Raw genomic sequence first — 25867 nt, 5'->3', positions numbered from 1 at the left:
CTTAACTCACAAGGATTTGCCGCCTCAAACGCGGCGGACCGGTTCGATCCGACGCGTACACTTAGAGAGCTGTAGCCGACTTGCAAGGCGGGAGGAAGGAGCAAGATTGGCAGTATCGAGAACGGGCTGAGGCGAAAACCTAAGCCGGCTTCACCTCCGCCTTGCCGGCATGCATGAGAATTCCGGCAAGCGCCAGCACCGGAGGCAGAAGGAGACAGGCCATGCCGACAAACAGAAAAAGGGCCGCAGCCAGCGCACAGCCGAAGGCAAAGCCGCCAACCGAGACGCCCATGCGGCGAAGCCGCGCCTTCATCGCCGCCTTTTCTTCCGGCTTGGCACCATGGAGCAGGTCGGCGATATCGATCATGATCTGCGTTGTCGTGCCCGTCATCATGGTGGTCGGTGGCGTCGAGCCGAGATGAATGCGATGTGCCGTCGTCTGGATGGCCATGGCCGCCACAAGCGTCATCCCCGTTAGAAGCGGCTTCCAACCGTCCCCGTCGCCGAACGGGCCGAAGCGCATGGCCAGGATCGCGGCAAACACAAGTAGCAGCAATTTCAGCGTAAGGATGATCTGCAGCGTCGGCAGATTGCGCCGCGAGAGATCGCTACCAATGAGACGGGCGAGAATGACAATAACGCAGAAAACCGGCAGCGCCAGAAGCTTAGCCAAAGCGCCGGAGGTTCCGAGCGCCAGGGAAGCGCCGAGCGTGACAAAATTGCCCGTGACATGCGCCGTGAACAGGCCGTGCAGGGCAAGAAAGCCGGCGGTGTCGACATAGCCGCCATTGATGCTCAGAAGGGTAGGAAGACTTGGCCTCATCGCTTTCTCGTTCGCTTATCGTCTCCGACCTTATCGCGCCGAATAGCTGCTGATGTCGAGATGCTTGCTTGGCCGGGAAACCAAACATCCAGCATCAGCAAGAGGAAACCGCCTGTCGCTCTTCTTAATTGAAAGGACTACATGTCTTTGTTATGCAACAATAATAGCGCATCCTAATTCAGTGGAATCGCTCAGGATCAGTAGAATTTTAGCCTGATTTGTCGGCGGCTCTCCCAATGTTACCGCCTGTATGGTCGACGACCACATCGCTTACATCGCGACGACGGAAGGACGCGATCTGATAACGAGAATGTTGCTGCTTTCGCCCCGGGCTGAAGGCGGGTTGTTTCGCTTGTTGGAGTACTCACCGAGGAATGACGTCTGAACCGCAACTTGGAAAACCGGCTGGAAGCAACTACTATATCTTGTTGAAGCCGTTTTACCCGGCACCTTTTTGGAAGGTGAGCGAGCAACATGAAACAGATCAACTTTGTGCTGAACGGCCTGATTCTGATATTAGGGTTTTGCGCGATTTTCTTTTTCATCGGCGCTATCCTGCAATTTCTACAGCTAGATGTCGGCATGGATAGCATTTGGCGCGGCACCATTTTCTCTTCGACCTGCGCGATATTATTGGCAGGCGCCGCCATCTGCCTTGATAAGGCAAACCAAGCGCTCGCTCGAGGATCGAAGCGCACTTGAGTACACGGCACCCCGGCCGACGGCTGGGGCACTGCGAGTATTGTGGTCATTCCCAGGGTATGACCGCCATCAACTCTTCGTCATCCTGACCGGGACAGCGACCAAGGTTGGCGTTAAGCCTTCCATAGCCAGTATTGACGGAGAGAGTGAAATAGTCGCCTCCATTCTGATTCTTTTCCAGATGCCGCCGATCTCGACGCGTTTGCCACGTGGGCTCTTGGCGGAGAGGCGATAGACGGGGCTTTGGCGTTGAGACCTCGCCTGAGATGTCGAGATCGTAGGCGATCGAGGCAATGTTCCCGTCCCAGTGGGCTTACGGCTGTTCCTGCCCGAGAGTTGGACCAGCGATCAGGATCGGATGGCTGAGGCTGATGTTCCCGAGGAGATGCGGCTATCCCGCACCAAACCGGAGATCGCACTCAGCGAGATCGATCGGCTGATTGCCGCGGGTGTGCGGTTTGGTACCGTGCTTGCCGATGCTGGCTATGGTCTGTCGGCAGCGTTTCGCCAGGGGCTCAGTGCACGCAATCTCACCTGGGCTGTCGGTATTCCCAAGCATCAGAAGGTTTATCCTCATGATGTTGCATTGATCTTTCCGGTCGCCGGCCATGGAAGGCCACGCAAGCTTTCGATCCACGACACCCTTTCGACCGCAGCCGCATCGGCCTGTCGCCGAGTAATTATGTCCGATAATCGCCTCATCGGACGTATTTGACACAGCGCCGCCTTCGCGGTAGAAATTGATAAAAAGGTAGAATATCGGAGTCTCCCATGTCTCTTAACATCAAAAACCCGGCCACCGTCGCGCTTGCCGACGAACTCGCCCGCCGTCAGGGCATCAGCAAGACCGCCGCCATTCATCAGGCCCTCACCGAACGCCTACATCGCCTGGGATACGGTGATATGGCGCAGGAGCGCCTGCTTGGCGACTTGCGCGCCATCCGCGAACGAGTGGCGCGATTGCCGGACCTCGACAATCGCAGCGATGAGGACATCGTCGGCTATGACGAGCACGGAATTCCGAACTGATGGTGATCGATACCTCCGCCATCGTCGCGATACTACGCAACGAGCCTGAGGCTTTGCGGTTAGAACGCTCGCTGGTCGCTGATCCGATCCGTCTGGTGCCTGCGACTTGCATGCTCGAGGCCCGCATGGTTCTCATCAGTCGGCGCGGTGAACACGCCCTGGCCGAGATCGACCTTTGGCTGACGAAAATCGAAGCGGAGATTATTCCGGTCGACGCGGACCTGGTGGATCTGGCAACGCAAGCCTGGCTGACCTATGGCAAGGGCCGCCATCCGGCCAGCCTGAATTTTGCCGATTGCTTTTCCTATGCTCTGGCCAGACGCGCCGATGAAGCCCTGCTCTTTATCGGCAACGACTTTTCCCAAACCGATATCGAGGCAGCGTGATGACCAGCGACACGGAGCGCGAGGATGATCGAACCGATTACCTCCCCTCCCCCGCCGCGCAGCCGACATCCAGCCTACCCGCGCACCTGCAAGAACTCACCGACCGCGCCCGCACTTACGTCGAGGCGGCCAGCTCCGCCAACACGCGCAAAGCCTATGCCAGCGACTAGGAGCATTTTTCCGCCTGGTGTCGGCGCTCGAACCTGACGCCCCTTTCAGCCGATCCACAAATCGTCGGCCTCTACATCACCGCTCGTACGTCCGGCACCGCCGAACGTGGTATGAAGGCCAACTCTGTGTCGACCATCGAACGGCGGCTGTCCGCACTCACCTGGAATTACACGCAACGCGGCATGCCGATCGATCGAAAGGATCGCTGTCGCTATCTCGCCACTACTCATTACCAGCCCCAAAACCCGTATCTTCGCTTTCGTTGGATTGTCCAAAAAAAGCTCCTAGACAACGCATCCGGGTATAAGCCTGCCGTTTTCCTTTGGAATCTTTGGACGTTCTCAGCGATCAACACCACGGGCGCGGTTAATCGTTCGACGTTGGCGCTCGGCGATAATCTCTTCTGCCCTATCTAAAGCGACGGCACGTTGGACTGTGCGCAATTGACTAAGCATGGCTTTGAAAACCGTTTGCTGAGACTTCGAGACCATGTTGGCAACATCAGCCTCGTTGCGCAAAATTGCACCCGGTCCAAAGCGAGCATCAAGTGCCTTACTGACCACAGAAAATTCCTGGCGGACATCTGGTGACAACGACTGGACCAATCGTGCTAGCTCGCGCGGGTTCTTCTTCGTCTCGGACGTGATGTGCCGCAGCTCATTCTGGGCAATTCTCGTCAGCCCTGGAATAGCTATGGCCATCCGTTCCCGCTCTATCATGACCGCCGATTTTTCGGTCTCAAAGGCGCTCAAGTAATATCGACCAAGAGAGTGAATGTCGGCACCAACCGCGTTAGCCGCCTGCAATGCTTTCCTGCGCTCCCGGCCACCAGCGAGCAGCCTATCGATCATCCTGCCGCTACCGCGCAAAGGACCATAGGCCGTTGGCTCTGTGGCAACGGCACGTGCAACACGCTCAGGGTCGAGCAGCTTGATCACCAGATCTTCGATCATCCTCACAGCTGTTGCGGGATCGCGCCAGATCACGGATCCAGTCGCGGCGAGTGCTGCTCTCACCTGTTTGTAGTGCTCAGTCTCGGTCACACGCCTTCGCGCCTCCTCGTCGAGGCTTGCATTGAATTTCGTGACCGCCGGCAACATTGCAGGAGATGCGAGTTGGGCGAGACGCGCCTCTTCTGCAATCGATTGGGTAAGGGAGTTCACCGCGGGTAGTAGATTGGAAGCATCCGCCGTCGGAGCGGGCAAGGCGTCTTTATCGCGTGTTGCGTGAATAGCAGCATTCCGCCCTGAGGTTTCGACTGCGACCCCGAAGGGCACGTTCGCCCGTTGCCAGAGCCGCGCCACATGATCACTTTGTACGGTGAACCAATTGGATAGGCGCTCCACCTGTGCCTCGACGGCGTAACCATACTCCGCGATAGCGTCGATGCCGCGCCGCCGTGCGAAATCGAAAGCGACGGATCGATAAGACGTCTCGTTTTCGAAATCGAGCGTCGTCGTCTTTTCGCCAGGGCGCGACAGCCGTTCAATCAGTTGCGCAAAGAGCGTCGGGGGGCGATGTTCGGCGGCAAGTTGCTCCATCCGAGCCTCGGCCTTATCAATTGAATATGCCGTCCAAATGTTGCGGTCGACAACGCGATCCTCAAAATGCCTCGCTCCCGTTTCCTCATCAACAACGGGGACTTTAACGGTAACTTTTTCAGTTCCCTCCTTGCGCATGGCCACTGTATCGCCCACCCCGACGCCGGCCTCCTCAATCGCCTTGGGCAGATTGACGCCCCAAAGGCGATGCGTGGTTCCATCGTTCGTTCTGACGTCAACATAAGGAGAAGGACCGGAGTCGTCCCGCTTGCGAAAATTCGCAAGCCCGATTTCAACAAGCTCGCCGCTAATGCCCGCGGCATGCTCGACGCGCGCCGTCTTGCCCCGTTCGAACTTTGGCTGAAAATCTTCCCTTGCCGCATAAAGATCGACACGCTCGCGATGACGCGTCATGGCAACATATGTCAGGTGCCGGTCCATCATGCCGGTTGCCAGCACGAAAGCGCGGTCGAAGGTCGATCCTTGGCTCTTGTGAATCGTCGCGGCGTAACCGTGGTCGACATTGCGATAAGTGTCGTCCGCGAACATGACATCCCGTCCACTGTCCAACCGAACGAAAAGAAATGGTTCCCCTCCTCGACCCGCCGTCGATACGACCGTTCCAAACATGCCGTTTTTGACATGCTGAACAGCGAGGTGAGAGGCCTTAGGTTCGACGAACCGCGCATTTTCCAGGAAAATGATCCGGTCTCCCTTGCTAAACTCACGTATGCCGCGCTCTGTGCGAAAGGACATGCCTTCGCCAAGCGCATCCTGTTGTGACATGACCGCACGGATCGCGTCGTTGAGGCGTCTCACGTCATTGTTGGTGTGGGCGAGAACCATCAACTCGTCGCCACGCAACTTACGACCTTCGACCTGTGCCTTGGCAATGGCATCGAGGCGAGCGCTCGCCCAGTCGGATACGATGCGTTGAACCGCATCATTACGCGTTTCACTTTCGAGGACATGGCCATGGGCGCTATAGGTGTTCAAGGCTTCCTCAACATTTCCACGGGCAAACAAACGGGACGCCTCTCGCGCCCATTCGTGTCTCTGGCGGCGAACACCGACCAATTCGGCAAAGCCTATGCGCTCGACAATGGCGCGGAAGGAAGCCCCCGCCTGGATCGGCTGAAGTTGCATCGCGTCGCCGACAAGAACCGCTTTCGCGCCGGCATCCTCGACGCGTTTGAGAAGACGCGCCATCTGTTCCGATGATACCATGCCCGCTTCGTCTAGAACCAGAACGTCGCCCTTCTGCAGGAGGTCATGGTCGTTTTTCCAGGCAAGCTCCCAAGCGGCAATCGTACGAGAACGGATCCCGGAACTACCAGTCAATGCCTCCGCCGCCTTGCCGGCAAGCGCTGCTCCGAGGACGCGCCTGCCGTCTCCTTCCCAGGCGATACGTGCCACACTCAGCAATGTCGATTTGCCAGCGCCGGCGATACCGACGACTGCGGCAATGCCGCTATCGGCCGTGATATGTCGAACCGCATCGACCTGCTCAGCATCGAGGCAAATGGCCTTGTTTGGCGCTGCCTCAATCTCAACGATCGCAGCATCAACTTGAGATGGCGATACAGCGAAGCCACCGATGTTCAAGAGATTAAATGCCGAGCGCGCCATGTGGAATTCGGTTCTGATCGTCGCGCGCGTCGTGAAGACTGCCGGCAGCTCGACCTCACCAGTTTCCGCACTCACCTGCTGCGGCCGAAGCATTACCAAATCATCCGACGCCATCAGTTTCGAGCGGATGTTGGCAAAGGCGATTGGGTCATCAACGTGGCGGTGCAGGGCACGGGCGATCTCGGCTTCGTCGAAAGTCGAGCGCTCGTTGCTGAGTTGCCGAAGCAATAGGCCGGGGTCGGCAGCGAGGCGATCCGCAGTCTCGTAACGCTTGGCCAATGCCGCAGGGGCGAAATGGACATCGGCACCTTTGCGCAGAAGCGCCGTGCGTGCAGGACCGACATGGCGCTGCCCCACTCCCTGCAACCCCTGCTCCTCATAGGAGCGGCCGTCTATGCGGATATCGTGACCGGCAAGTGCCAGATGGTGCGTTACCGTTTGAGCCCAGGCAAGCTTCCACTCCTCCATCGTTTCCTTGTTGCCCGCCCACCGACGGTAAATAATTATTCCCTTCGGCTTATCGGGGGTTTTGAGCCGCAATGGCTCGCCCTTGTCGTCGACGATAGCGACTAGCTTCGGCCCAAACCCTTCCGCGGTCAGCGGACGCAGCGTGGTCATAACGTGGACGTGCGGATTGCCCTTCTTGTCGTGATAGACCCAGTCTGCCACCATTCCGCGCGACAACAGGTTCTTGCGAACGAAGTCGCGTACGAGGGCGATATTCTCCTTGGTGCTGAGTTCGTTTGGAAGTGCAAGGATGAGCTCGCGGGCCAACTGTGCATCACGCCGGGTCTCGAAACAATCGACAGCATTCCAGAGCGCTTCGCTGCCGCCATCAACCGATCGTCCGTCAATTAAAATTCGCAACCATGCCGGCGTATCGTCGGGCAGAGCGAGTTCCTCATGGATAAGTTCGTCCGCCCTTGCCGGGTAGCGAAACTTAATCCCCACCTGCTCATCCATCATCTTGGTCCGATGACGATAGGCTGCAGCCGAGACAATGCTCTGTCCCGCTCCGCGGCTGATCAATTTCGCTCTCAAAAACATAATAGCCAAATTTGACTCTATCCTTTCTGGCACATCGGCACCATGCAGATATCGAGATACCTTGGCGAAAAAGCCTGGAAAAGAGCAATTTTTCCAGGATAATTCCACATTCCTATACTATTTCAGTCCATTTGACTACCGTATTTAATGCAGTATAAAAGATGCCATCAGAATTGATCCTGATGAAAGAAAGGACAGGCATGCGTGCAAGAACCACGACTTCCGAGATCGAGCTGCTCAGGGAGAAGCGCAAGAACATGGTCGCCAGGGCCAATGAACGTTTCGCTAGCGCGGCACGGAGGGCAGGTCTCGCGGAACTGGACATTTCGGACGCCGAGCTCAATGAGGTTCTCGCCGAAATCACAGAGCGATTTCGCGACGGCGAAAAAAGGAAAACGGGCACATCCACTTAAGAGGCTGGATCAGCGGATTATGCTTCTCGAACGCAGGCAGCAGCGCGACATGATAAAAGATCGCAAGCACGAAACGCGCGAAAAGATGATCTTCGGCGGATTGATCATCAAGGCTGGCTTGAGAAAAGCCGATCGCGCGTTCCTGCTCGGCGCCTTGATCGAAGCCAGCCGGATCCCGCCAGATACTGCGCAGTACCGTGAGCTTCACAAGATTGGTATGGAAGCGTTCCGAGCCGATGCACGCATGAATAATTCGGAGAGCAAGGATCTAGATGTTTGACCCAGGCTTTGATCCCGCCGACGATACCCCCTCTGACACGTTCATCTTTACATCGAGGCCTTTGCCTCGCTCGGTCTTGGGACGATGATAGGGGGCAATAGCTTCGCGCGTTGAATCCACTGAAAAACAGCATGGTTCGCCGAAGCGGACGTAGCCGCCGATCATGACCGCGCACCGCTGATACTTCCCGCAGTTGCCGTAGCTTTACACGTCAGCAGAAAGGGACTTGCCATAGCGGTGGAGCAGCTGCGCGACGTCGCTTTGCATAGCAGACAGGGGATGCGTCGCCTTCGCCTCGAAGGCGATCGGTTTGCGCTCGAAGACCGCGTAGCAGACCTCGCTGGGATCATGCCGGGACAGATAGGCAATCCCGTCCGGCTCCTCCGGATGATCCCAGAGCGCATCGGCCCATGCGCCGCATGGCTCATAGGGGCCGGTGGAGATTGAATTATCCGTGCCGAGGATCTGCAACCCGGCGCCGTGCATCGTCACCATGCGCAGAGCCGTCCGGCTGGTGAGCTCCGTTACCGACCGGGTGACAATTTCGCGTTCTGCAACCATCAGTCGTTGCGGGTTGCGCAGGATCGTCTCGGCGAACGCGCCTGCGAAGGCGTGGCCGATATAGAGCACGCCGAATCGTCCACTTGCGCTATCGAATCGATAAATTGGATCGTGGCCGGCTCCCGGTCCGCCCCCCCCCCCCCCCCGCCCCCCCCCCCCCCCCCCCCCCGGACGGTCCTCGCACCGGCGGGACCATCAGGCGAAGCCGTCGCCGGTATTGGCGCGGACTAGCCGCTCGACCGCGCCGAGATCACCCTGGCGCAAAGCCTCCAACGGCGACCGGCCGCCGAGCGCGCTATCCTGCGCAAGCAGGAAATCGAGCGTAGCCCAGGCGCCTTGGTCTGCGAGACCGCGAACGACCTCGGCTATCCCCGGCAAAACCTCTCCGTCCCGGAACTGGCAGGCTGGATATTTCCAGTCGCTTCCCTCCCGGACGCCAAGGATCGCGTTGCCCCGACGCCGCTTGTCGATCGCTTGGCGGGTGATGCCGGCAATTTTGCCGGCTTCTTCGGCGGAAAGGACGCCGCCGGCACGCAGGAGCAGTTGGTTCCGATGCTCGAGATTGCGCGCGAGCGCCGAGACCATCGGGTCGAGGTTGCTCACCGCCTCCCCGATAAACTCGGGATGGCTGAGGATTTGCGCGAGCGTTCCTGCGCCCGTCGGCGCGCCGAGAGCCGCCGTGAGCGCCTTCGACGGTGTTGTCGCGGCAATCCGTTCGAGTGCCGACATTGCACGACGCAGAAATGCGGCCTGGACGGAATCCGGGTCGGTCTGGAAACTAAGCACGAGCTCAGTTGAATGCGGGGCGCGAGGCATAGTGGCCTCCTCTGTTGTCTTAAGATTTATATAGTAACGAAAACTACTGCGTCAACTCGCTCCATGGGGTTCTTTACATCACTGACGAGAAACGAGGGCTTCGTCTGCATAAGTTAGGGGCGATCCCTCTTCAGGGCGCGGCTCTACTCGCGTCCTGCCGGTCACTGCCAGAGCCCGCAAGCGGTCTCCGCGCATGCGGTCACGCTCCTCTCGCGGGGGTATGATCAGCGGGCGGCGAGCGTCCGGCAGGGCTCGACGAGTGCTCATGACGAAGCGTCTCCTGCCTATGGCGGTCGCTCGAGTGGTCGCAGCGCCGGCGGCACGGTTCGGCGTTGAGCGGCGCCGGGCGACCGGGAGGGCCGAGGAAGTGCGGCCGGGACGAAGCGGTGCATTGCCCGCGGTGAAGACAATCTGCTCGTCGGCCCGCATCCGCAGCACTTCATGCGGCTGGATCAGCGGCCGCGCTGTAAGCTGCTTCGATCGCGTGCGCGACGAACCCGACGCCTGCGACGACCGGCTGACCTGGTCGATCTCGACCGTGGTCGTGCCGCAGCGCTTCGAGATGTAGTCGGCCGTCTCCGGATCATTCACTTCCGCGAAGCTAATCCAACTCGCGCTCTCGAACCATTTGCTGGCGGCATCGCCCCGGCCATAGGTTTCGCGCATCTGGCCGATGCTCTGAAACAACAGCAACAGCGTGATGCCGTACTTGCGGCCTGCCTCGCGCGCCGTCTCCAGGATCCGCATGAAGCCGAGACGCGCGACCTCATCGAGGAGGAACAGGTGCAATCTTACTCGCCGCGCTCAGCCTCGAGAGCGGCAATTTCGTCGGAAATTTCCGCAATCCGTTGCCGGAGCTCTGCTTCGGTACCGTCGTCCACCTCGCCTTCGCCGAAACAATAGCGCGCTATATGCAGCTCGAGCTTGGCTTCGAGTTGTTCGCGCTGGGTACGGAGTTGTTTAAGGTAGCTGTTTCGCATCGCGAACCGCTCTTTCAGAGAAAAGAAAATAGGTCTCATCAAATAAATGGGGTCGAAACCGGAAAGTTTCGATAGGCATCCTCTGCGTCTGCGCCAACGCTGTATCGCGACCTGCCACAAGGCCATAATTTCCAAGCCATGGCGAAGCGGCTGACCGGTCATCACATTCATGCGACCCACACCTAAAATGATCCGCAAGGCAAATATTAGACGCTGACATCAGCTTCGAATTCGGGCTAATTCAGGTGAAGTGTTCGAGGTATGTTGTGTTGAACGAAAAAATTGCCGTCATTGGCCTCGGTTATGTGGGCCTGCCCGTCGCGATCGCGCTTGCTGAAAAATTCCATGATGTGGTCGGCTTCGACATCAAGGCCTCCCGCGTCGCTGCGCTGCAGGCGGGCAAGGACGATACCCGCGAGGTTTCCGCCGAACGGTTGCGGTCGAGCGGACTGCGCATCAGCAGCGAGATCGAGGATCTCAAGGATCGCAATGTCTTCATCGTTGCCGTGCCGACACCGATCGACCGGAACCGTCAGCCGGATCTGAGGCCGATGATTTCCGCCTCGCGCACCGTCGGCAAAGTCCTGCGCAAGGGTTCGATCGTTGTCTATGAATCGACTGTCTATCCCGGTGTTACCGAAGAGGTCTGCGGCCCGGTGCTGGCGGAGGCTTCCGGACTGCGCCAGGGCGAGGATTTCCATGTCGGCTATTCGCCGGAACGCATCAACCCCGGCGACAAGGAGCACACCTTCGAGCGGATCGTAAAGGTCGTCGCCGGCGATGATGCGCAAACGCTGGAAAGGATCGCCGCCATCTATGGCGCCGTGGTCGAGGCGGGCATCCACCGCGCCCCCAGCATCAAGGTGGCTGAAGCCGCCAAGGTGATCGAAAACACCCAGCGCGACGTCAACATCGCACTGATGAACGAGCTTTCGATCATCTTCGAGAAAATGGATATCCGCACCGCCGACGTTTTGAAGGCAGCGCGGACGAAATGGAACTTCCTGCCCTTTACTCCCGGCCTGGTCGGCGGCCACTGCATCGGCGTCGACCCCTATTATCTGACTGCCAAGGCGGAAGAGCTCGGCTATCACCCCGAAGTCATCCTCTCCGGTCGCCGCATCAATGACGGCATGGGCGCCTTCATTGCCCAGAAGCTCATCAAGATGCTGGTTGCGGCGAAAAAGCCGATCAATGGCGCGCGCATCGGCATATTCGGTCTGACCTTCAAGGAAAATGTGCCTGACCTGCGCAACAGCCGCGTTCCCGACATTATAAGCGAACTGCATCAGTTCGGCCTGGAACCATTGGTGCACGATCCGATGGCGAGCCATGCGGAAGCCGAGGAGGAATACGGCATTCGCCTGATGGAGCTGAAGGATTTCGGCAAGCTCGACGCCCTCGTCCTCGCCGTACCTCACAAATCCTATCTGGCCGAAGATGCAGCCGATGTCATCGATCTCTTGAGCGAGAACGGCGTCGTCGTTGACGTCAAGGCAGCTCTCGATCGGAGCAATCCTCTGCTGGAAGGTCATTCGGTCTGGAGCCTGTGAGGCTGAGAGGCCTGCTCAGCGCACCTTGGTCCCCGCACCTGCGACCGTTGCCGCCAATCCTTCTTCGACCGAGTAAGGCGGCGACCAGCCGGTAACCGCCCGCGTCTCGCCCATATCGACCTGAAGCGAGCCAAGCAACCGCTGGGCGGCGGCTCGACGCCCCAAGAGCGCGCCGAGTCCCTCGAGCAGCGCAGGCGGCACGGGCAGCATCCAAGCCTTGCGCCCCGAGGCAAGGGATAATTTTGAGATCAGCTGGCCGATCGAAAGATCTTCGCCGTCACTGACCAAAAACACACGATTGCCGGCATCCGGATGGCGAGCGCTGAGCAACATGAAATCGACGAGATTGCCGACATAAATGAGCGACCTGCGGTTTCGAACAGCCCCAAACGGCCAGGGAAACGGCCGCGCAGCCCACCTCATCAGGCTTGCGAAATTCGCCTTGACGCCGGGACCATAGACGAGCGGCGGCCGGATGATGACGACCTCCATGCCCGTTTCCGCTGATATCGCGAGTAAGGCCTCCTCCGCCTCCAGCTTCGAGCGGCCATAGGCATCTTCCGGATGCGGCGCGTCCGAAGCGCTGAAGGGCCTTGCCGCAGACGTCCCTTCGCCATTGACCTTGATCGAGCTCAGGAAGATGAAGCGTTTTACGCCCGCGGCCGCGGCTTGTCGCGCCAGGTTGACGGTCGCATCGACATTGACGGCTCGGAACGCGGCCAAGGGATCGGCGGCGCTCTCGTTCATAACATGGACGCGGGCCGCCAGATGCATGACGACATCGACGCCGGCAAGCGCATCGGTCCAATCCGTATCGCGATCCATCGTCCCGATGGCGACGAAACCTGGGCGGGAGTTGCGGCTGACCGGCCGATACTCCATTCGCCGGCGGGAAAGCTCCGTGCACAGAGCTTGTCCGACAAAACCCGTCGCACCCGTCACCAGGATCATCCGCCAGCTGCCTCCACATTTCCGCACCATGATTAACTGAGACATGCTTTGCACGGGATGTCTGCTTAGAACAAGGGCGGGGAATCTTACCGGGAATGGTTGTGCTTGAAATCGCGATATGAGATGGACGGAGCACTGACGACCTTGATCACCCTCAGAATACAGGGCGATGCAACGACAAGAGAAGATGTTTTATACGATCGCCAAGCGCCTTTTCGATTTTCTCGCCGCTCTAGCCGCGATCGTCGTCTTTTTCATCCCGATCCTGATCGTCGCACTTGCAGTGCGTCTGACCTCGCCTGGTCCGATCCTCTATTGGTCGGATCGGGTCGGCCGAAAAAATAAGATCTTCCGCATGCCGAAATTTCGCAGCATGCGTACCGATACACCGGCGGTCGCGACCCATCTGCTGAAGGACCCCAATATCTATCTGACGCCGATCGGCTCCTTCCTGCGCAAGTCGAGTCTCGACGAATTGCCGCAGCTTTGGTGCATCCTGAAAGGCGAGATGAGCATCGTCGGACCCCGCCCTGCCCTTTTCAACCAGCACGATCTCGTCGCCCTGCGCACGGAACGCGGCGTCGACGCTTTGCTACCGGGCTTGACCGGTTGGGCGCAGGTCAACGGCCGCGACGAACTGCCGATCCCCGAGAAGGTGGCGCTGGACGAGGACTATCTGCACCGACGCTCCTTTCTTTTCGATCTGAAGATCATTTTCCTGACGGTATTGAAAGTGGTCCGGCGCGACGGAGTTGCTCATTGACAAACAATCGGCGAAATCGGCATCAGTGACATAACGGCGCGGGAAAATTGCCGTATTCCTGCCCCTTTGCGACCATACGGCCCGTGACGGGGCGAGGAATGCCGGATGGTGAACCGATTCTGGACGAAGGCGGATGACGACATTGGACGACTCGCGCATCAACAAACCGCATGCTGATCTTGCAGCCGAACCGATCGGCGTCACGAAGGCAGGAAGCAACATGACGAAACCGCTCGCCATCATCGGCGGCATTCTCTGGCTGCTTGTCGCTTCGCCGACCGTCGTCGAGAGCGACGCCTACAGGTATGCCACCGCGCTCCTCTCTCTGATCGCCCTCTACTACTATATGAAGGCGCCGATACGGCCGCGCACCGACTGGATCGGCTGGCTCTGCATGGGCTGGGCCTTGTATGTCATGGCGCGTTTCTTCATCACCTTCTGGCTGACGCCGCAGCACGATATCGGCGCCTCGGATTGGCTCTATGCCTTCCCCTTCTTCTTCCCCATCATGGGCGTCGCCTTCCTGCTCTACGAAGAGCTGATGGAAAAGATCGTCGCGGCCTATTTCGCCGTGGTCCTCATCATGCTGGTCGCCACTCAGCATCTGCGCGAGGTCTTTGCCGGCGAAACCATCCGCCCGCTGATTATGAACAACCAGATCCACGGCGCCGTCGCCTGCGGCATGATCGTGATCTTCACCCTATTCTGGCTGTTACATTACCTGACGGACAAATCGAGCGACCGCCGGATCGCCCGCGTCGCCTATATCGCGTCGCCCTTCATCTTCGCGCTCTGTTTCATCGCCATTTACGGTGCCAAGTCGAAAGGCGTCTGGCTGGCACTCGGCATCACACTGCCTGTCCTTGCGCTCATTACGCTGACCTACCTGCGCCTGAGGAGCGGTGCCATCATCATTATCGCCGTCGCGGCCCTGTTGATCGCAGGGATCTATGGCGTCAGGCACAATCTGGACAAGACGGCCGGCCCAACTGTGTCGGCCGCCCTTTCCATGGTGGAGAACGTGGCCAATGGCCATGAGATGGGCGGCGTGGTTTCAAACGCCATCAGCTCCAGCAATACGCCGGTGTCGATGGACGAACGCCTGCAGCTCTGGTCGAACAGCTGGGAAGTCTTTTCCTCCGCACCGATCTTCGGCTGGGGCAACAGATGGCTCGAACGCTGGGCCGAGACGCGCTACTCACATGTCCAGTACACGCTGCTGCACAACGGCTATCTGGAAATCCTAGTGCGCTACGGGCTGTTCGGTGCGGCAATCATGGGCTTTATGCTTGCCACCTTCATCCGCGCCGTCTGGCGTGCCCGCAAGGCCGGCATTATTCCGCGCGCCGCATGGCACGCATACATCGCCTGCCTGTTCTTTTTCTCATTGACGCTCCTCAGCAACTCCAACAACCGCCTGGCGATCGGCGAAAGCCTGGCCTTCGCAAGCTCCGCCTTCGCCTGCTGGTGCCATATGCGGCTGAAGGGGGAGTATTTGACGACGTCGGAGGTACAAAGGAAGGAAGCGGCCGTGAGAGCGTGAGCATGATAGTTGCACGAACGCTTCGGGTAGCTGGTTGGCATAGTGCACAGGCCGCCGTGACCGATCCGTGAGCGCCTCCAACCCGTCTTCCCTGTAGCGATTGAAGATCTTATAGCCGGTCTTACGCGAACTCCCGAACTCCCGAACTCCCGACACACATAGCGCATGCCTTCGCCCTACCGCTACCAAGATTCGGCTCGCAAGCACCACGGCAGACGATATTTACGTCAGCGTACACATCCGGATATGGTTGATATTTCCGGACCCGCGGCGATCAAAGGGGCGCTTTGAGCGCTTTAGCCGGCGCGGCCAATGGTTCCTCGCTGTCGGCCGTTCCGTTACCCTATGTCGCGCTTATCGACTTAAGCTCGGCGCTTCCCACAACCGCCTTCTGAATCAAAAACAGCGTCGATGTCTGTCCTTCCCCTTTTAGTGGGTAACTTGATGTGCACATGGCGCAACCGCTGAGCCATAAGCGCCACCCGGAGGTCGGCGAACGCAACTCCCGCCGTCGACCAGAACTGGAGATCGCCTTTTGAGCATCATTTTCGATCCAGATCGCTTGAACGACGACCAATAGGAGCTCCTCCGGCACCATGGATCTCCCCTAGTGCCACAAGCAACCTTTCCGCATCCTCTCCAATACGGCAAAGCCGTGCAGACGAGCACGCTGTCTGTTCTCAATGGCCATACTGCTTAACAAGCTGCCCCACAGCGGCATCCATCTGGCCTTCATCCGATACGTCCGCCAGAAGGGAGACGGCTTGCCCCCCGTTCGCCAGGATTTCCTCCACGGTGGAGGAAATCTCTTCAGGCGTGCGCCCGAGCGCACCGATTTTGTATCCCTCCGAGGCCAGACCAAACGCCGCCGCTTTTCCGATTCCGGATCCCGCTCCAGTGACAAGGGCAACGGCTGGCTTCATAGCGAACTCCGAGGTGTTGAATGGGGGTGAAACCTCTGGATCAGCTTGAAGTTCCGCTAAACGGAGCTTCGGAAATGTAAAACTGGGTGAAGTCGCGACGCAAATGAACACAGCGGCTCTGTATCTGACGCAAGAAGTGCTTGTCCCCTGCTCCTATCACGCTAACTGGCCCGGTCGGCATCCTCGGCGGTGCCCGCCTGTCGAACCAGCCCCTGCTTCACTAAACGGTTCAGCGTTGCGGAGAACCTGCTCGTCAGGGGCGAGCCGTTGTCGTCGGCTTTCCTGAGCGGCGCCATCAGCCAACCACTCTCGCAGGCGTAAATCAGACTGCCCCTTGCATCCATTCACCAAGATTGTTCTTGAATGCAGCGAATGTGGTGTCGCAGAAGGTTCCGGCGCGCGCCAAATCGTTGCTGCTAGCGACGACGTGAGCGAACTTCCTTGTCATGCCCGGTTGCATCGGCTGCTTACGTCGACGGTACCTTTTCGATCGATCTTCGGTTCATTTCGCGAAAGCTTGGCATGGCCAGTGGAGCGAGCGTTGCGATCAAATAGAGCAGCGTCGTTACGCCCAATGCCAATGTAATGCCGAACGTGTCGACCAACAGTCCGGCATAGAGGCCTCCGAATGGCACTAGAACCCAGGCGAGCGCTCCCACAAGCGCGATCACCCGCCCCACCAATACTGCGGGGATGCGTTCGAATAAGATGGCCCCGATAATCGGATTGATAAACCCGGCGGCAAACCCACCGGTCAGCAAAACCAAGAGGATACTTTGAAGACCGGGATCCAAGGCAAGCGCTGCCATCGGCGCAGGCCCGGCACAAAGAAAACCAGTCGTGTAAACAAGCATCCGCGGCAGACGCTCGGCAAAAGCTGCGGCCATCGCCGCACCGGCAACCGCCGCGCCCGAGAAAGCCGCGAGGAATATGCCAACCCATGTTACGCTGAGCCCCGACGATCGCACCCAAACGGGCAGCAACACCGTGGCATACGCCTGGTCAAAGAGATTTGTGATTGCGAGCATCAGAACCAGCGTGACCAAGATAGACTCGTTGCGCAAGGTTGACCAGCCCGCCGCCAAATCATGCAGATAGGTCGCAGAAGTGCGCGGCTTCGCCGTATCCGCCACCGTCGGCCGCGGGATGCCCAGTCCAACCACGAGGGACGCCAAAAGAAATGCAACCGCATTGGTCAGCAATGCCGGCGCTGCTCCGATCAAGGCGATCAACGCCCCTCCTCCAGCCGCCCCCAACGTACCGGCAAGCCGATCACTGGCTCCGAGGATACCCGTTGTTCGTTCAAGGGGCATCTTGCCCATGGACGCGACGCTGGGAACCAACGCTTGTTTGGCGGCATCAGACGGGGCACGCAATATTCCGATAAGGGCGACGGCCGGCAGCAACAGCCAAACTGACAACAGGTCAATCCAATACAGCGAAGGCACTGAAGCGACGGCAATCGCTGACAAACCATCGCTCCAAATTGAAATCCGCCGTGCCCCAATACGATCGATGAACGGCCCGCCAAACGCTTTTGCTGCCACGTATGGCAGCAATTCCGCCATCCCCACCACACCGGTCAGCACCGGGTCGCCAGTCGAGGTCAATACCAACCATGGGATAGCAATTGCCGAAAGCCGCGTGCCGCCGACAGATGCAACGGTGCCAGCGGCCAAAGCAACGAGTGGTTTCTTGTCACTCACTTTTTTAGTCCTCAAGGGGATATGGAAACGCGTGCAAGATAAATGTAACAGGTTGAACGTCGGGCTCGTGCGAGCCGCCCAATTTCGGTGCCATTTCCATAGCTTCGTCCAGGACGGCATGAAGTCTTTTAACCAATGCCTCGGTCTGAGCTGCCGTCAGGGGAATGCAATAGTCACTGACAGTCGACGCCAGGCGCCATTCTCGCGACAAATCGGCATGGCGCGCCAAGGCGGTCTTCATCTGTGTAATTTGGGCACTTAACGCGGCTTGGGCAAAAGCAATACCGGCATCCAATGCGTCCTCATTTTCGTCTGTCGGAGGAAATGACGTCAGTTCATGCCGCGCCCGCCACCATCGGTCCCTCCCATTCCCTCTACCCTCATCCTCTTCAATGAAGCCGTGCTTTGCGAGCTGTCGCAAATGATAGCTCGTTGCGCCGGTATTCAAACCCAATCGAGCCGCAAGACTGGTCGCTGTTGCGGGGCCATTGACGCGCAGCATGCCTAGCATGCGCAGTCGGTGCGGATGCGCCAGCGCGCGCAAAGCTCTGGCATCCGGTTGTACAAGGCTTATCTCGCGTCGTTCTGTCATGAGGCTCCTCGCAAAGCTGGAGAATATATCACAAACAAATGTTTGCAAAGGTTTGTTTGCAAATTGACGACATTGGAGCAGGTCGAAATGTCGGCGTAAGGTCTCTCCGGAGCCTGCTTGAGGCAGGATACGTCAGTAGGACGATGCGCAATTCGGGCGCGTGGAGGTCTGACAATATTCAAAGGCAGGTGTGGTCGAACCATGACGCGGAGGGTCGTATATGGCTAGCGCAATGAATATCCCGGCTCTTCGCGAGATAGATGTGATGGAGTTCAAACAGGATCAGTTTTCCAGGCGGTCACTACCCGACCGATTCCAAGAGCAGAGATCGCCCATGTTGCGTAGCCGACGAAGCTGTGCTGGCGCCAAGACCGGTTGACCGCGAATCCCGGTCACAAAAATACATTTTTGCAGTTGATGGGGATCGAACAGCAGATCCCGCAAATAAAAGCATGGGATAATAGCGATTTAGGGAATGCCAGATGATGTGGACACGCGTCACACTCCCGGCCTTAATGCCCATCATGCAACTGTGCTTGTTCATTCACTCGGCGAGTGCTTAAACGGGATCGCTCGCCCAGTCTTCATGTCCATGCCGTATTCGGATCACGAAAATTGCTCCGTTCTCCTCGATCCGGTAGACAATGAGATGGGCTTTAAACGGATGAATTCTAACTGGCGGCGAAATCTCTTCTCGCTCACGCGCCATTCGCGGATTAGCGGCAATGAGATCAAGCACCGCAAACAGTTCGTCATGATACCGCCTAGCCTGTGCGGATCCGAACATGCGCACACCTTGTTCGGCGATTGTAATGATATCCTCTTCCGCTTGGACTGAAAGGCTAAAACGCATTACCTGCCGCGCGTCGTTTCCCCACGCGCGACTGCCGCGGCAAAGAGTTCGTCCTTCGACCGGCTACCAACACCACTTTTAAGACCTTCATCAACGAAGCGTTGCATGGCGGCAATCTTATCACAGCGAACTTGGTCCCTCCGGATCAGATCGCGCACATAGTCGCTCGCATTGGAATATCGCCCGGTCTTTGCTTGCGCCTCGACCCAATCTTTCATCGGGTCCGGAAGAGATACGTTCATCGTAGCCATTCGATTCTCCATAGGACGAGAAGATTAGCCGAACTTGGCAAAGTTTGTCAAATCGCTCTCGCGGGTTCGAAGCGCAGCTCGGCTAGGTTCATTCTCGACATCGCGCATCGCCGCGATAAGGCGCTCTCGCTTGCGTGGAACGCCGATCTTCAAATGGCCGCTCTTGAAAGGATTCGAACCCTAAGATCCGACAGATCTGATCTGCGCTAGTTCATCGATTGGATATCACAATGGCTTTTGCCTGATGTCGACTTATCGAGATGGAATAGGCAGGCAAAAAATGCCCCACATCTGCCATCGCATCTGACGTTGCCCCGTGAAATAATCTATTTTGAAGTAAGCTCTGGCCCATCGAGAGGACCAGAGAATGAAACCTACGCCAATGCAGGGCAACACGTAGAAAAGCACCATCGTCTCGATCTCGGTTCGGAGGTTTCTTCACAATGTCCGATTGCCGCCCGGAACTTTTGATCTTCCACAAAGTTGGGAACGCTGACTTTGTCCGCGACGGGGAGAGGGACATGCGGAGATCTCGTTATTTAAGTCTGGCTTTTGGCGCCTCTTTTTCTGGAGTTGCAGTCCTTGCCGTCGGAGCCATTTCCGATCCCTTGCCGCCTGATGCGACCTACAGGCCGCTGCCGACCATGCCCTTTTTGCAAGCCCGGGCGATCGACGAGGCTCAAAAGCCCGCGGTCGTGGAACGGCAGAGGATGCTGCTTGAGCGGCGCTATGATCTTGCCGACAAGCCCATGCCTGACGTCAAGATGTCCAGCGGCATGAAGCCGGTGCAAGACGGCGTTCGCGTCAAGCTTCCGGCAAATGTCAGCTGGGATCAGCTCGCCGCCATGAAGCCATCGGAGATCCGAGCGCGGAACCTTCTGCCGGAAGGGTTTTTGCCCTTGCCTCATGTCAAGCAGGCGACGGGCGGCCAGGTTTTTCCAAATCGTGAAATCGATGAAATTCACGCTCAGGAGATGCGCGATCTGCGTCGTTTCGACGTCGATTTCGATCTTCCGGATAATTTCACGCCCGAGTTTCCGCCACCGATCTTCCTGACCACACATCCCGAACTCGGAGACGTCTCGCGAGGTCAGTTGCTGACGATCAAGAACTTCTACGAAATCATGAACGGCGTCATCACGCCGGTCCAGATGGAAGGGCTTCGGCTGCTTCTGACTCCGTTTCCGCAGGAGGAATTCAACCAGACCGAAGACCGCAAGGTTGCGGATCAGAGCACCGGCGTCGCCTGTCTCGACTGCCATTCCAATTTTCACACCAATGCCGCCTTTCATCTGACGCCGGACGTTCGTCCTCAGGCCGACCGGTTTCGACTTGACACCACCAGCTTGCGCGGCCTCTTCAACCAGCAGATCCACGGGTCGAAGCGATCGCTGCGCTCGGTCGAAGACTTCAGCGAATTCGAGCAGCGAACAGCCTATTTCAACGGCGATCACGTGAGCGCGACACGCAAAGGGGTCAATCTTCCCGACCGACCCAACCAGGTCGCAATGATGGCGCAGATGCAGAACATCATCGATTTTCCGCCGGCACCCAAACTCGATCCGTTCGGGCGGCTGGATCCTGCACTTGCCACGCCTCAGGAAGTGTCCGGCGAACAGATATTCATGGGCAAGGGAAGATGCGCCGAGTGTCATGTGCCGCAGACAGCGTTCATGGACAACAACATGCACGACTTGAAGCTTGAACGCTTCTACAAGATCGGCCAGGTCTTCAACGATTTCGTCACGCTGCCCGATGGGCCGATCAAGACCTTTACTTTACGCGGCATCAAGGATTCTCCACCCTACCTTCATGATGGCCGCTTGCTGACCCTTGCCGATACCGTCGAGTTCTTCAATCTCGTCCTAGGCGTGAAGCTGACGGAACAGGAAAAGAAGGATCTCGTCGCCTACATGCTCACACTGTGAGGACAAAGGAGAAGCGCATGGGCCGTCATGTTATCGTTGCTCTCAGCGCACTGCTGCTGCTTTCGAGCACGGCCACCGCCCAAATCGGCAATCCAGCGGGAATGGGTGTCGACACGAGAATGGCAAAACCGGGTGTTCCGGCTCCCAACCAGACCAACAACCAAGACCGGCTGTTCGCACAGCTTGCAGCCGCAGGTGGATTAGCCGAAGTGGAGTTGGGCCATATGGCGGGCCAGAAGGCCAGCGCCGACCCTGTAAAGCAGTTTGCCGACAGGATGGTTCAGGACCACAGCGATGCCAATGGAAAGCTCAAAAATCTCGCCGATGCCGCAAAGATCCCGCTGCCGACTGGACTTGATCCCGACCATCAGGTGGTCCGCGACCGCCTGGATAAGCTGAACGGCGAGCCTTTCGACAGGGCCTATATTGCGGCCCAGATTGTCGATCATCAGAAGACGGCGCAACTGCTGGCCTGGGAAATCTCCTTCGGCGAGGATGCAGAGATGCAACGCCTGGCCGGATCGATGCTACCGATCGTGCTCGATCATCTCCGTCAAGCACAAGAGATCAACGCCGCCCTCACCGGGGCCGGCGTCCGGTTTCTGCCAGACGCTGTGGCAGCGAACGAGCACAGGCCTTAGAAAGGCATCGTCTTGGGCGCTGCGCCAAAATGAAAGGATGAGGTGGCTGCTTTCCTGCTGACCTTGCTCTAGCCGGCGGAGGCTGCTGCACCCGATCACGGGAAAAGTCTTCCGCGGTGCAGAACTTATAAGGTGATGCCGCTGAATAGCGCGCATATGGAGCTCGTCGCCTGAAACGCCCGCGTCAGACGGTCGGCCTTTGCTCCCTTCCCGGCCACCACGCGGGATTGATGAATTTTGCTGATTAAAATATCAGCCAATCTCGATCCACACCGGCGCGTGATCGCTGGCGTGCGGCCATCCACGCACGAACTTGTCCACCGCAGCCACTGTAAGGTCGGTCGCCAACGCAGGACTGAGCAGAAAGTGATCGATTCTGAGACCCGCGTCGCGCGCGAATGCGTTCCGGAAATACTTCCAGAAGGTATAGATTCGCCTGTCTGGATGCAGATATCGCAACGCATCCGTCCATCCCTGCGACGTGAGTTCGGCATAAGCGGCTCGGACCTCCGGTCTAAAGAGCGCGTCATCGCGCCATCTATCAGGCGCATAGACATCGATGTCGGTCGGCATGACATTGAAGTCACCGACCAGCGCCACAGCTGCGTCGAGATCCAGAAGTTCAATCGCATAGGTGCTCAGCCGTTCGAACCAGCGAAGCTTGTAATCGAACTTCGGACCTGGTGCCGGATTCCCGTTTGGAAGGTAGAGGCAGCCGATTAAAATGCCGTCGATAATCGCCTCTATATATCGGCTATGCGTGTCGTCGGGATCGCCCGGTAACCCGCGTCTTGTCTCAAGGGGTTCCTGCCCCTTTGCCAGAATGGCGACGCCGTTCCAACTTTTCTGACCATGCCAGATCGCCCCATAGCCCGCGTCGTTTACCGCTTTAACCGGAAATCTATCGTCCGGTGCCTTCAATTCCTGCAAGCAAACGACATCAGGCTTTGTTTCACGGAGCCATCTCAGAAGAATATCGAGCCGGCCATTGATGCCGTTGACATTGAAGGTGGCGATCCTCATGCGCTTCCGTGCTCGCCGTAATGGTCGCGATCACCTTCAACGGGCTTGGCATTCTTCCTTGGCTTGTGATGCCGGTCGGCCGAAAGCGAACGGCTGACATCGACGCTTGTCTTGACTTGACCTGTCTCCTTTTGCCGGACATTGCGTTTGTCGATGCCGGTACCGATGCGTTTTCTCGTCGTCATGGAATTACTCCATTCCGGTTGTCATACCGCCAAAACGCGCCACGTCCCTAAAAGATGCATTGAATCAATCGCATGGAAGAGGCTTCGCTATAAATCAAACTCTCGACTTGGCGATTACTTACGACGGCCAAATGCATCTTAGGATGACCTGACAAGTTTCAGGACATGACCTTGCTCCGATCCTGCGCCGGATGCCGGCCATAGGGATTTGACGGCAAATAGACTCAGCTGGGAACAAAGCCTTCAAACCGCCGTTGGTCCTCATGTTGATCGAGGAGAAAATATCGTGGGCCGCAGCGATAGCTCCAAGCACATGGACAAGCAGGAACGCAACAACGATCACCTTGCCAATCAATATTGCTTTCGGAAGCAAAAGGAGGATTCGCTCATGGATCACAGCAACCACATACGACTGGCCGAAGAAGAACTTACACAGGCTAATTTGGAAGGCGCATCGATCTATGATGCCGATGATCACAAGATTGGCACGGTTGACCACGTGCATGGGGCCGGCAGCGGCAGCAGCGTCGTGATCGACGTCGGCGGCTTCCTCGGTATCGGTGCAAAGCCGGTGTCCGTTCGAGTGACCGATCTCGATTTCATGCGCGACGAAAGCGGTGAGATCCATGGCGTGACGTCCTGGACGAAGGACCAGCTGAAGGCAATGCCGGAGCATCGCGATTAAAGACTGGGGAAGGGAGCTTCCGCAAGAGCGGGGCCTCTTCTATAAGCCTCGCGCTATCCCGGGCAGCGTTTTGCGTGATCCGCGATGCGGTGGACGTCTAAAAATAATCGGCATATCCCGGCTGATGATCTCGCGTCGCGAACGTACCGTCATGATCGAGCCACGCGGCAAGCGTATCGTTGCCTGGCGCTGCGTTACGGCGACAAGGTCCGCGCCGAAATTTGTATTCGAGAGGATCGGCTATGAGAAGACGAACCCAGACATGATGCCGCTCATCCGTGAATTCGTCAGACGGCAGACAACGATCCGGTCCCGAAAATGGTGGCCGAGCCGGCCCAGGAGCTGCTGCTCGACACTGTCGCCGCCAGGAAGAGGCGCCTGAAAAACTCCCCCAGCCCAAAGAGCAAGACGACGCAAGCACTTCAGTCCAGCAATGTGATCAATATCATGGATGCCTTGGAGAGATCGGTCGAGGCCGAGAAGCGAGCAAAACGATGAGGAGACCCGCCAAGCCGTTGCTGCGGGAGGACCAAGTCGCCCGGTCGAAGCCCGCCCGGCGCCGCGACCCTTACCAGCCCAATCTTCCCTTTGACAAGATGCCGGGCCGGATCGAGCCTTGCCTGGCTCTTCTGAAAACGGTTCCGCCACAAGGCCCGGAGTGGGCGTTCGAAGTGAAGTGGGACGGCTATCGCCTGTGCGTCCATATCGAGCCGAAACGTGTGCGCATCATCACACGCGGCGGCCATGACTGGACGCATCGCTTTCCGGCCATCGCCGATGCCGCGCGGAAACTGGATGTCGGGACCGCCATCCTCGATGGCGAGGCCGTGGTACTTAATAACAAGGGTCACTCCGACTTCGGAGCATTGCAGCGATCGCTTGGCGGACGCGGTGGCAAACGAGCCTCGACGGAAGCGGTCTTTTTCACTTTCGACCTGCTTTATTTTGATGGTCACGATCTCACGGGAATGGAGCTCTCCGCCCGCCGGCATTTGCTTGAGGATTTTCTCGATGGTGCCACGGGCGCAACACAGCTGTCGGAAGAAGTCCAGGGTGACGGCGCGGCACTTCTCGCCAAGGCCTGTTCGGTAGGGCTTGAGGGCATTATTGCCAAGCACCGGGATCGACCTTATCGATCCGGGCGAACCGGAGATTGGATAAAGATCAAATGCGTGCAGAGCGAAAGCTTCATGATCATCGGCTATGAGCGATCCGCCTCCGCCCGCAGCGGCATCGGGAGCCTTCTTGTTGCCGGCAGAAAGGGCCACGATTGGGTCTATGTCGGCGCCGTCGGAACGGGGTTCGATGCCAAGGATGCCGCCTATCTCAGGAAGAAGCTCGACACACTTAAAACCAGCCAACCCGTAGTGCCGCTCAAGGGCAAGAAGCTCGTCTTCGTACAGCCGACCTTGATCGCCGAGATCGAGTTTCGGGGATGGACCGATGACGGCAATCTGCGCCACGCTTCCTATAAGGGCTTGCGGGAGGTCCAGGACAATGCTGCAGTATTCGACATAAATGGCGAGCCAACCGCCGAACATTGATAGGGCGCTCGACCCATACGCGAGCGCCAGCCCACCCGGACCATCGCGCGCGGCGGACGGGCTGTGCAAACCCGATCATCAATACGGGTGGAGAACGGCAAATGATGGCCGGATGAGCCGTTTTCAAGACTCGTCGACGCGTTGAAGTTCGAAGAAATAAATCCGTTCGTCGCCCCTGATCGTCATCGCGCCCATCACCCTCTGCTCATCGATCCTCCGGAAATGATCGACGATGGGTTGATGGTCATAGTGTCAATCGGCGTCGTAACGGGACCCCTTATCGGCTCCCAAAAGGAACCCCTCCCTATGGTTGCATGGGGTCAGCGCGCGTAGGCCCGGAGCTTTCCA

25 protein-coding genes and 5 pseudogenes are annotated in these 25867 nt (G+C 58.0%); 14 read left to right on the top strand and 16 right to left on the bottom strand.

Going from position 1 to position 25867, the window contains the following annotated elements; all coding sequences use genetic code 11:
- Positions 1–139: 139 nt before the first annotated feature.
- A complete protein-coding gene (locus tag PH562_RS29805) occupies positions 140–823 on the bottom strand; it encodes a YoaK family protein (protein WP_285177482.1) in 684 nt (227 codons plus the stop codon).
- 474 nt (positions 824–1297) lie between these two features.
- Here PH562_RS29805 and PH562_RS29800 point away from each other — a divergent pair, with 474 nt between their 5' ends.
- The 5 genes and pseudogenes from PH562_RS29800 to PH562_RS29780 all read left to right on the top strand — a co-directional run.
- The gene (locus PH562_RS29800; RefSeq protein ID WP_285177481.1) at positions 1298–1525 is read left to right on the top strand and encodes a hypothetical protein; all 228 of its coding nucleotides are present in this window, start codon (positions 1298–1300) and stop codon (positions 1523–1525) included.
- A gap of 286 nt (positions 1526–1811) precedes the next feature.
- A pseudogene (locus PH562_RS29795) lies at positions 1812–2183 on the top strand (transposase); the annotation flags it as partial.
- A 113-nt stretch (positions 2184–2296) separates the two neighbouring features.
- Complete coding sequence (locus PH562_RS29790) at positions 2297–2554, top strand: type II toxin-antitoxin system VapB family antitoxin (RefSeq protein WP_285177480.1); 258 nt, start codon at positions 2297–2299, stop codon at positions 2552–2554.
- Positions 2554–2940, top strand: a complete 387-nt coding sequence (locus PH562_RS29785; protein ID WP_285177479.1) for a type II toxin-antitoxin system VapC family toxin — start codon at positions 2554–2556, stop codon at positions 2938–2940. The genes PH562_RS29790 and PH562_RS29785 overlap by 1 nt, the downstream gene beginning before the upstream one ends.
- A pseudogene (locus PH562_RS29780) lies at positions 2940–3317 on the top strand (integrase); the annotation flags it as partial. The gene PH562_RS29785 and the pseudogene PH562_RS29780, both read left to right, overlap by 1 nt.
- 135 nt (positions 3318–3452) lie before the next feature.
- Here the strand turns inward: PH562_RS29780 and traA are convergent.
- Positions 3453–7337, bottom strand: coding sequence for a Ti-type conjugative transfer relaxase TraA (gene traA / locus PH562_RS29775; protein WP_285177478.1), 3885 nt, complete (start codon positions 7335–7337; stop codon positions 3453–3455).
- Positions 7338–7528: 191 nt separating this feature from the next.
- Between traA and PH562_RS29770 the strand changes: the two genes are divergently transcribed.
- Together PH562_RS29770 and PH562_RS29765 are read left to right on the top strand one after the other, a co-directional pair.
- Positions 7529–7741, top strand: coding sequence for a TraC family protein (locus PH562_RS29770; RefSeq protein WP_285177475.1), 213 nt, complete (start codon positions 7529–7531; stop codon positions 7739–7741).
- Between the two features lie 49 nt (positions 7742–7790).
- Positions 7791–8021, top strand: a complete 231-nt coding sequence (locus PH562_RS29765; protein WP_285177500.1) for a conjugal transfer protein TraD — start codon at positions 7791–7793, stop codon at positions 8019–8021.
- Positions 8022–8225: 204 nt separating this feature from the next.
- Here PH562_RS29765 and PH562_RS29760 read toward each other — a convergent pair whose 3' ends face one another.
- The 4 genes and pseudogenes from PH562_RS29760 to PH562_RS29745 form a co-directional block, all read right to left on the bottom strand.
- Positions 8226–8687, bottom strand: coding sequence for an RES family NAD+ phosphorylase (locus tag PH562_RS29760; RefSeq protein WP_483315396.1), 462 nt, complete (start codon positions 8685–8687; stop codon positions 8226–8228).
- Positions 8688–8777: 90 nt separating this feature from the next.
- The gene (locus PH562_RS29755) at positions 8778–9398 is read right to left on the bottom strand and encodes a DNA-binding protein (protein ID WP_285177473.1); all 621 of its coding nucleotides are present in this window, start codon (positions 9396–9398) and stop codon (positions 8778–8780) included.
- A 369-nt stretch (positions 9399–9767) separates the two neighbouring features.
- Positions 9768–10181, bottom strand: a pseudogene (locus PH562_RS29750) (type IV secretory system conjugative DNA transfer family protein); the annotation flags it as partial.
- 8 nt (positions 10182–10189) lie between these two features.
- Positions 10190–10378, bottom strand: a complete 189-nt coding sequence (locus PH562_RS29745) for a hypothetical protein (protein ID WP_106999540.1) — start codon at positions 10376–10378, stop codon at positions 10190–10192.
- Between the two features lie 266 nt (positions 10379–10644).
- Here PH562_RS29745 and PH562_RS29740 point away from each other — a divergent pair, with 266 nt between their 5' ends.
- Entirely contained in the window at positions 10645–11931 is a 1287-nt protein-coding gene (locus tag PH562_RS29740) for a nucleotide sugar dehydrogenase (protein ID WP_285177471.1), read from the top strand.
- Between the two features lie 15 nt (positions 11932–11946).
- On the opposite strand, the gene PH562_RS29735 is transcribed toward PH562_RS29740, so the two are convergent.
- The gene (locus PH562_RS29735) at positions 11947–12882 is read right to left on the bottom strand and encodes a UDP-glucose 4-epimerase family protein (protein WP_285177470.1); all 936 of its coding nucleotides are present in this window, start codon (positions 12880–12882) and stop codon (positions 11947–11949) included.
- Between the two features lie 187 nt (positions 12883–13069).
- Here PH562_RS29735 and PH562_RS29730 point away from each other — a divergent pair, with 187 nt between their 5' ends.
- Both PH562_RS29730 and PH562_RS29725 read left to right on the top strand, forming a co-directional pair.
- Positions 13070–13645, top strand: coding sequence for a sugar transferase (locus PH562_RS29730; protein ID WP_285177469.1), 576 nt, complete (start codon positions 13070–13072; stop codon positions 13643–13645).
- A gap of 133 nt (positions 13646–13778) precedes the next feature.
- Entirely contained in the window at positions 13779–15188 is a 1410-nt protein-coding gene (locus PH562_RS29725; RefSeq protein ID WP_285177467.1) for an O-antigen ligase family protein, read from the top strand.
- Between the two features lie 21 nt (positions 15189–15209).
- Here the strand turns inward: PH562_RS29725 and PH562_RS29720 are convergent.
- The 6 genes and pseudogenes from PH562_RS29720 to PH562_RS29695 all read right to left on the bottom strand — a co-directional run.
- Positions 15210–15364 (bottom strand): annotated as a pseudogene (locus PH562_RS29720) (helix-turn-helix domain-containing protein); the annotation flags it as partial.
- Positions 15365–15868: 504 nt separating this feature from the next.
- Complete coding sequence (locus tag PH562_RS29715; protein ID WP_285177465.1) at positions 15869–16111, bottom strand: SDR family NAD(P)-dependent oxidoreductase; 243 nt, start codon at positions 16109–16111, stop codon at positions 15869–15871.
- 467 nt (positions 16112–16578) lie between these two features.
- A complete protein-coding gene (locus PH562_RS29710; protein WP_285177464.1) occupies positions 16579–17817 on the bottom strand; it encodes an MFS transporter in 1239 nt (412 codons plus the stop codon).
- A gap of 4 nt (positions 17818–17821) precedes the next feature.
- Positions 17822–18409, bottom strand: coding sequence for an ArsR/SmtB family transcription factor (locus PH562_RS29705; protein WP_152094770.1), 588 nt, complete (start codon positions 18407–18409; stop codon positions 17822–17824).
- Between the two features lie 559 nt (positions 18410–18968).
- Positions 18969–19262: a type II toxin-antitoxin system RelE/ParE family toxin gene (locus tag PH562_RS29700; protein ID WP_285177463.1), complete on the bottom strand. Its 294-nt coding sequence runs from the start codon at positions 19260–19262 to the stop codon at positions 18969–18971.
- A complete protein-coding gene (locus PH562_RS29695) occupies positions 19262–19513 on the bottom strand; it encodes a type II toxin-antitoxin system ParD family antitoxin (protein WP_285177462.1) in 252 nt (83 codons plus the stop codon). The genes PH562_RS29700 and PH562_RS29695 overlap by 1 nt, the downstream gene beginning before the upstream one ends.
- Before the next feature lie 521 nt (positions 19514–20034).
- On the opposite strand from PH562_RS29695, the gene PH562_RS29690 reads away from it, so the two are divergent.
- Both PH562_RS29690 and PH562_RS29685 read left to right on the top strand, forming a co-directional pair.
- On the top strand, positions 20035–21441 hold the full coding sequence (locus PH562_RS29690; RefSeq protein WP_285177461.1) for a cytochrome B6: 1407 nt from the start codon (positions 20035–20037) through the stop codon (positions 21439–21441).
- A 119-nt stretch (positions 21442–21560) separates the two neighbouring features.
- On the top strand, positions 21561–22082 hold the full coding sequence (locus tag PH562_RS29685; RefSeq protein ID WP_285177460.1) for a DUF4142 domain-containing protein: 522 nt from the start codon (positions 21561–21563) through the stop codon (positions 22080–22082).
- A gap of 252 nt (positions 22083–22334) precedes the next feature.
- Here PH562_RS29685 and xth read toward each other — a convergent pair whose 3' ends face one another.
- Both xth and PH562_RS29675 read right to left on the bottom strand, forming a co-directional pair.
- Positions 22335–23105 (bottom strand): exodeoxyribonuclease III, encoded by a 771-nt coding sequence (xth, locus tag PH562_RS29680; protein ID WP_285177459.1) that lies wholly within the window; start codon positions 23103–23105, stop codon positions 22335–22337.
- Entirely contained in the window at positions 23102–23290 is a 189-nt protein-coding gene (locus PH562_RS29675; RefSeq protein ID WP_285177458.1) for a hypothetical protein, read from the bottom strand. The genes xth and PH562_RS29675 overlap by 4 nt, the downstream gene beginning before the upstream one ends.
- 388 nt (positions 23291–23678) lie before the next feature.
- Here PH562_RS29675 and PH562_RS29670 point away from each other — a divergent pair, with 388 nt between their 5' ends.
- Entirely contained in the window at positions 23679–23975 is a 297-nt protein-coding gene (locus PH562_RS29670; RefSeq protein WP_285177498.1) for a PRC-barrel domain-containing protein, read from the top strand.
- Positions 23976–24469: 494 nt separating this feature from the next.
- On the top strand, positions 24470–25519 hold the full coding sequence (ligD, locus tag PH562_RS29665; RefSeq protein ID WP_285177457.1) for a non-homologous end-joining DNA ligase: 1050 nt from the start codon (positions 24470–24472) through the stop codon (positions 25517–25519).
- A gap of 123 nt (positions 25520–25642) precedes the next feature.
- On the opposite strand, the pseudogene PH562_RS29660 reads toward ligD, so the two are convergent.
- A pseudogene (locus PH562_RS29660) lies at positions 25643–25768 on the bottom strand (DUF4334 domain-containing protein); the annotation flags it as partial.
- Positions 25769–25867 lie beyond the last annotated feature (99 nt).

The organism is Rhizobium centroccidentale, from assembly GCF_030182565.1.
Taxonomy (GTDB): Bacteria; Pseudomonadota; Alphaproteobacteria; order Rhizobiales; family Rhizobiaceae; genus Rhizobium.
The sequence above is the reverse complement of the archived record's forward strand: the minus strand, read 5'-3'. Positions and strand labels throughout refer to the sequence as shown.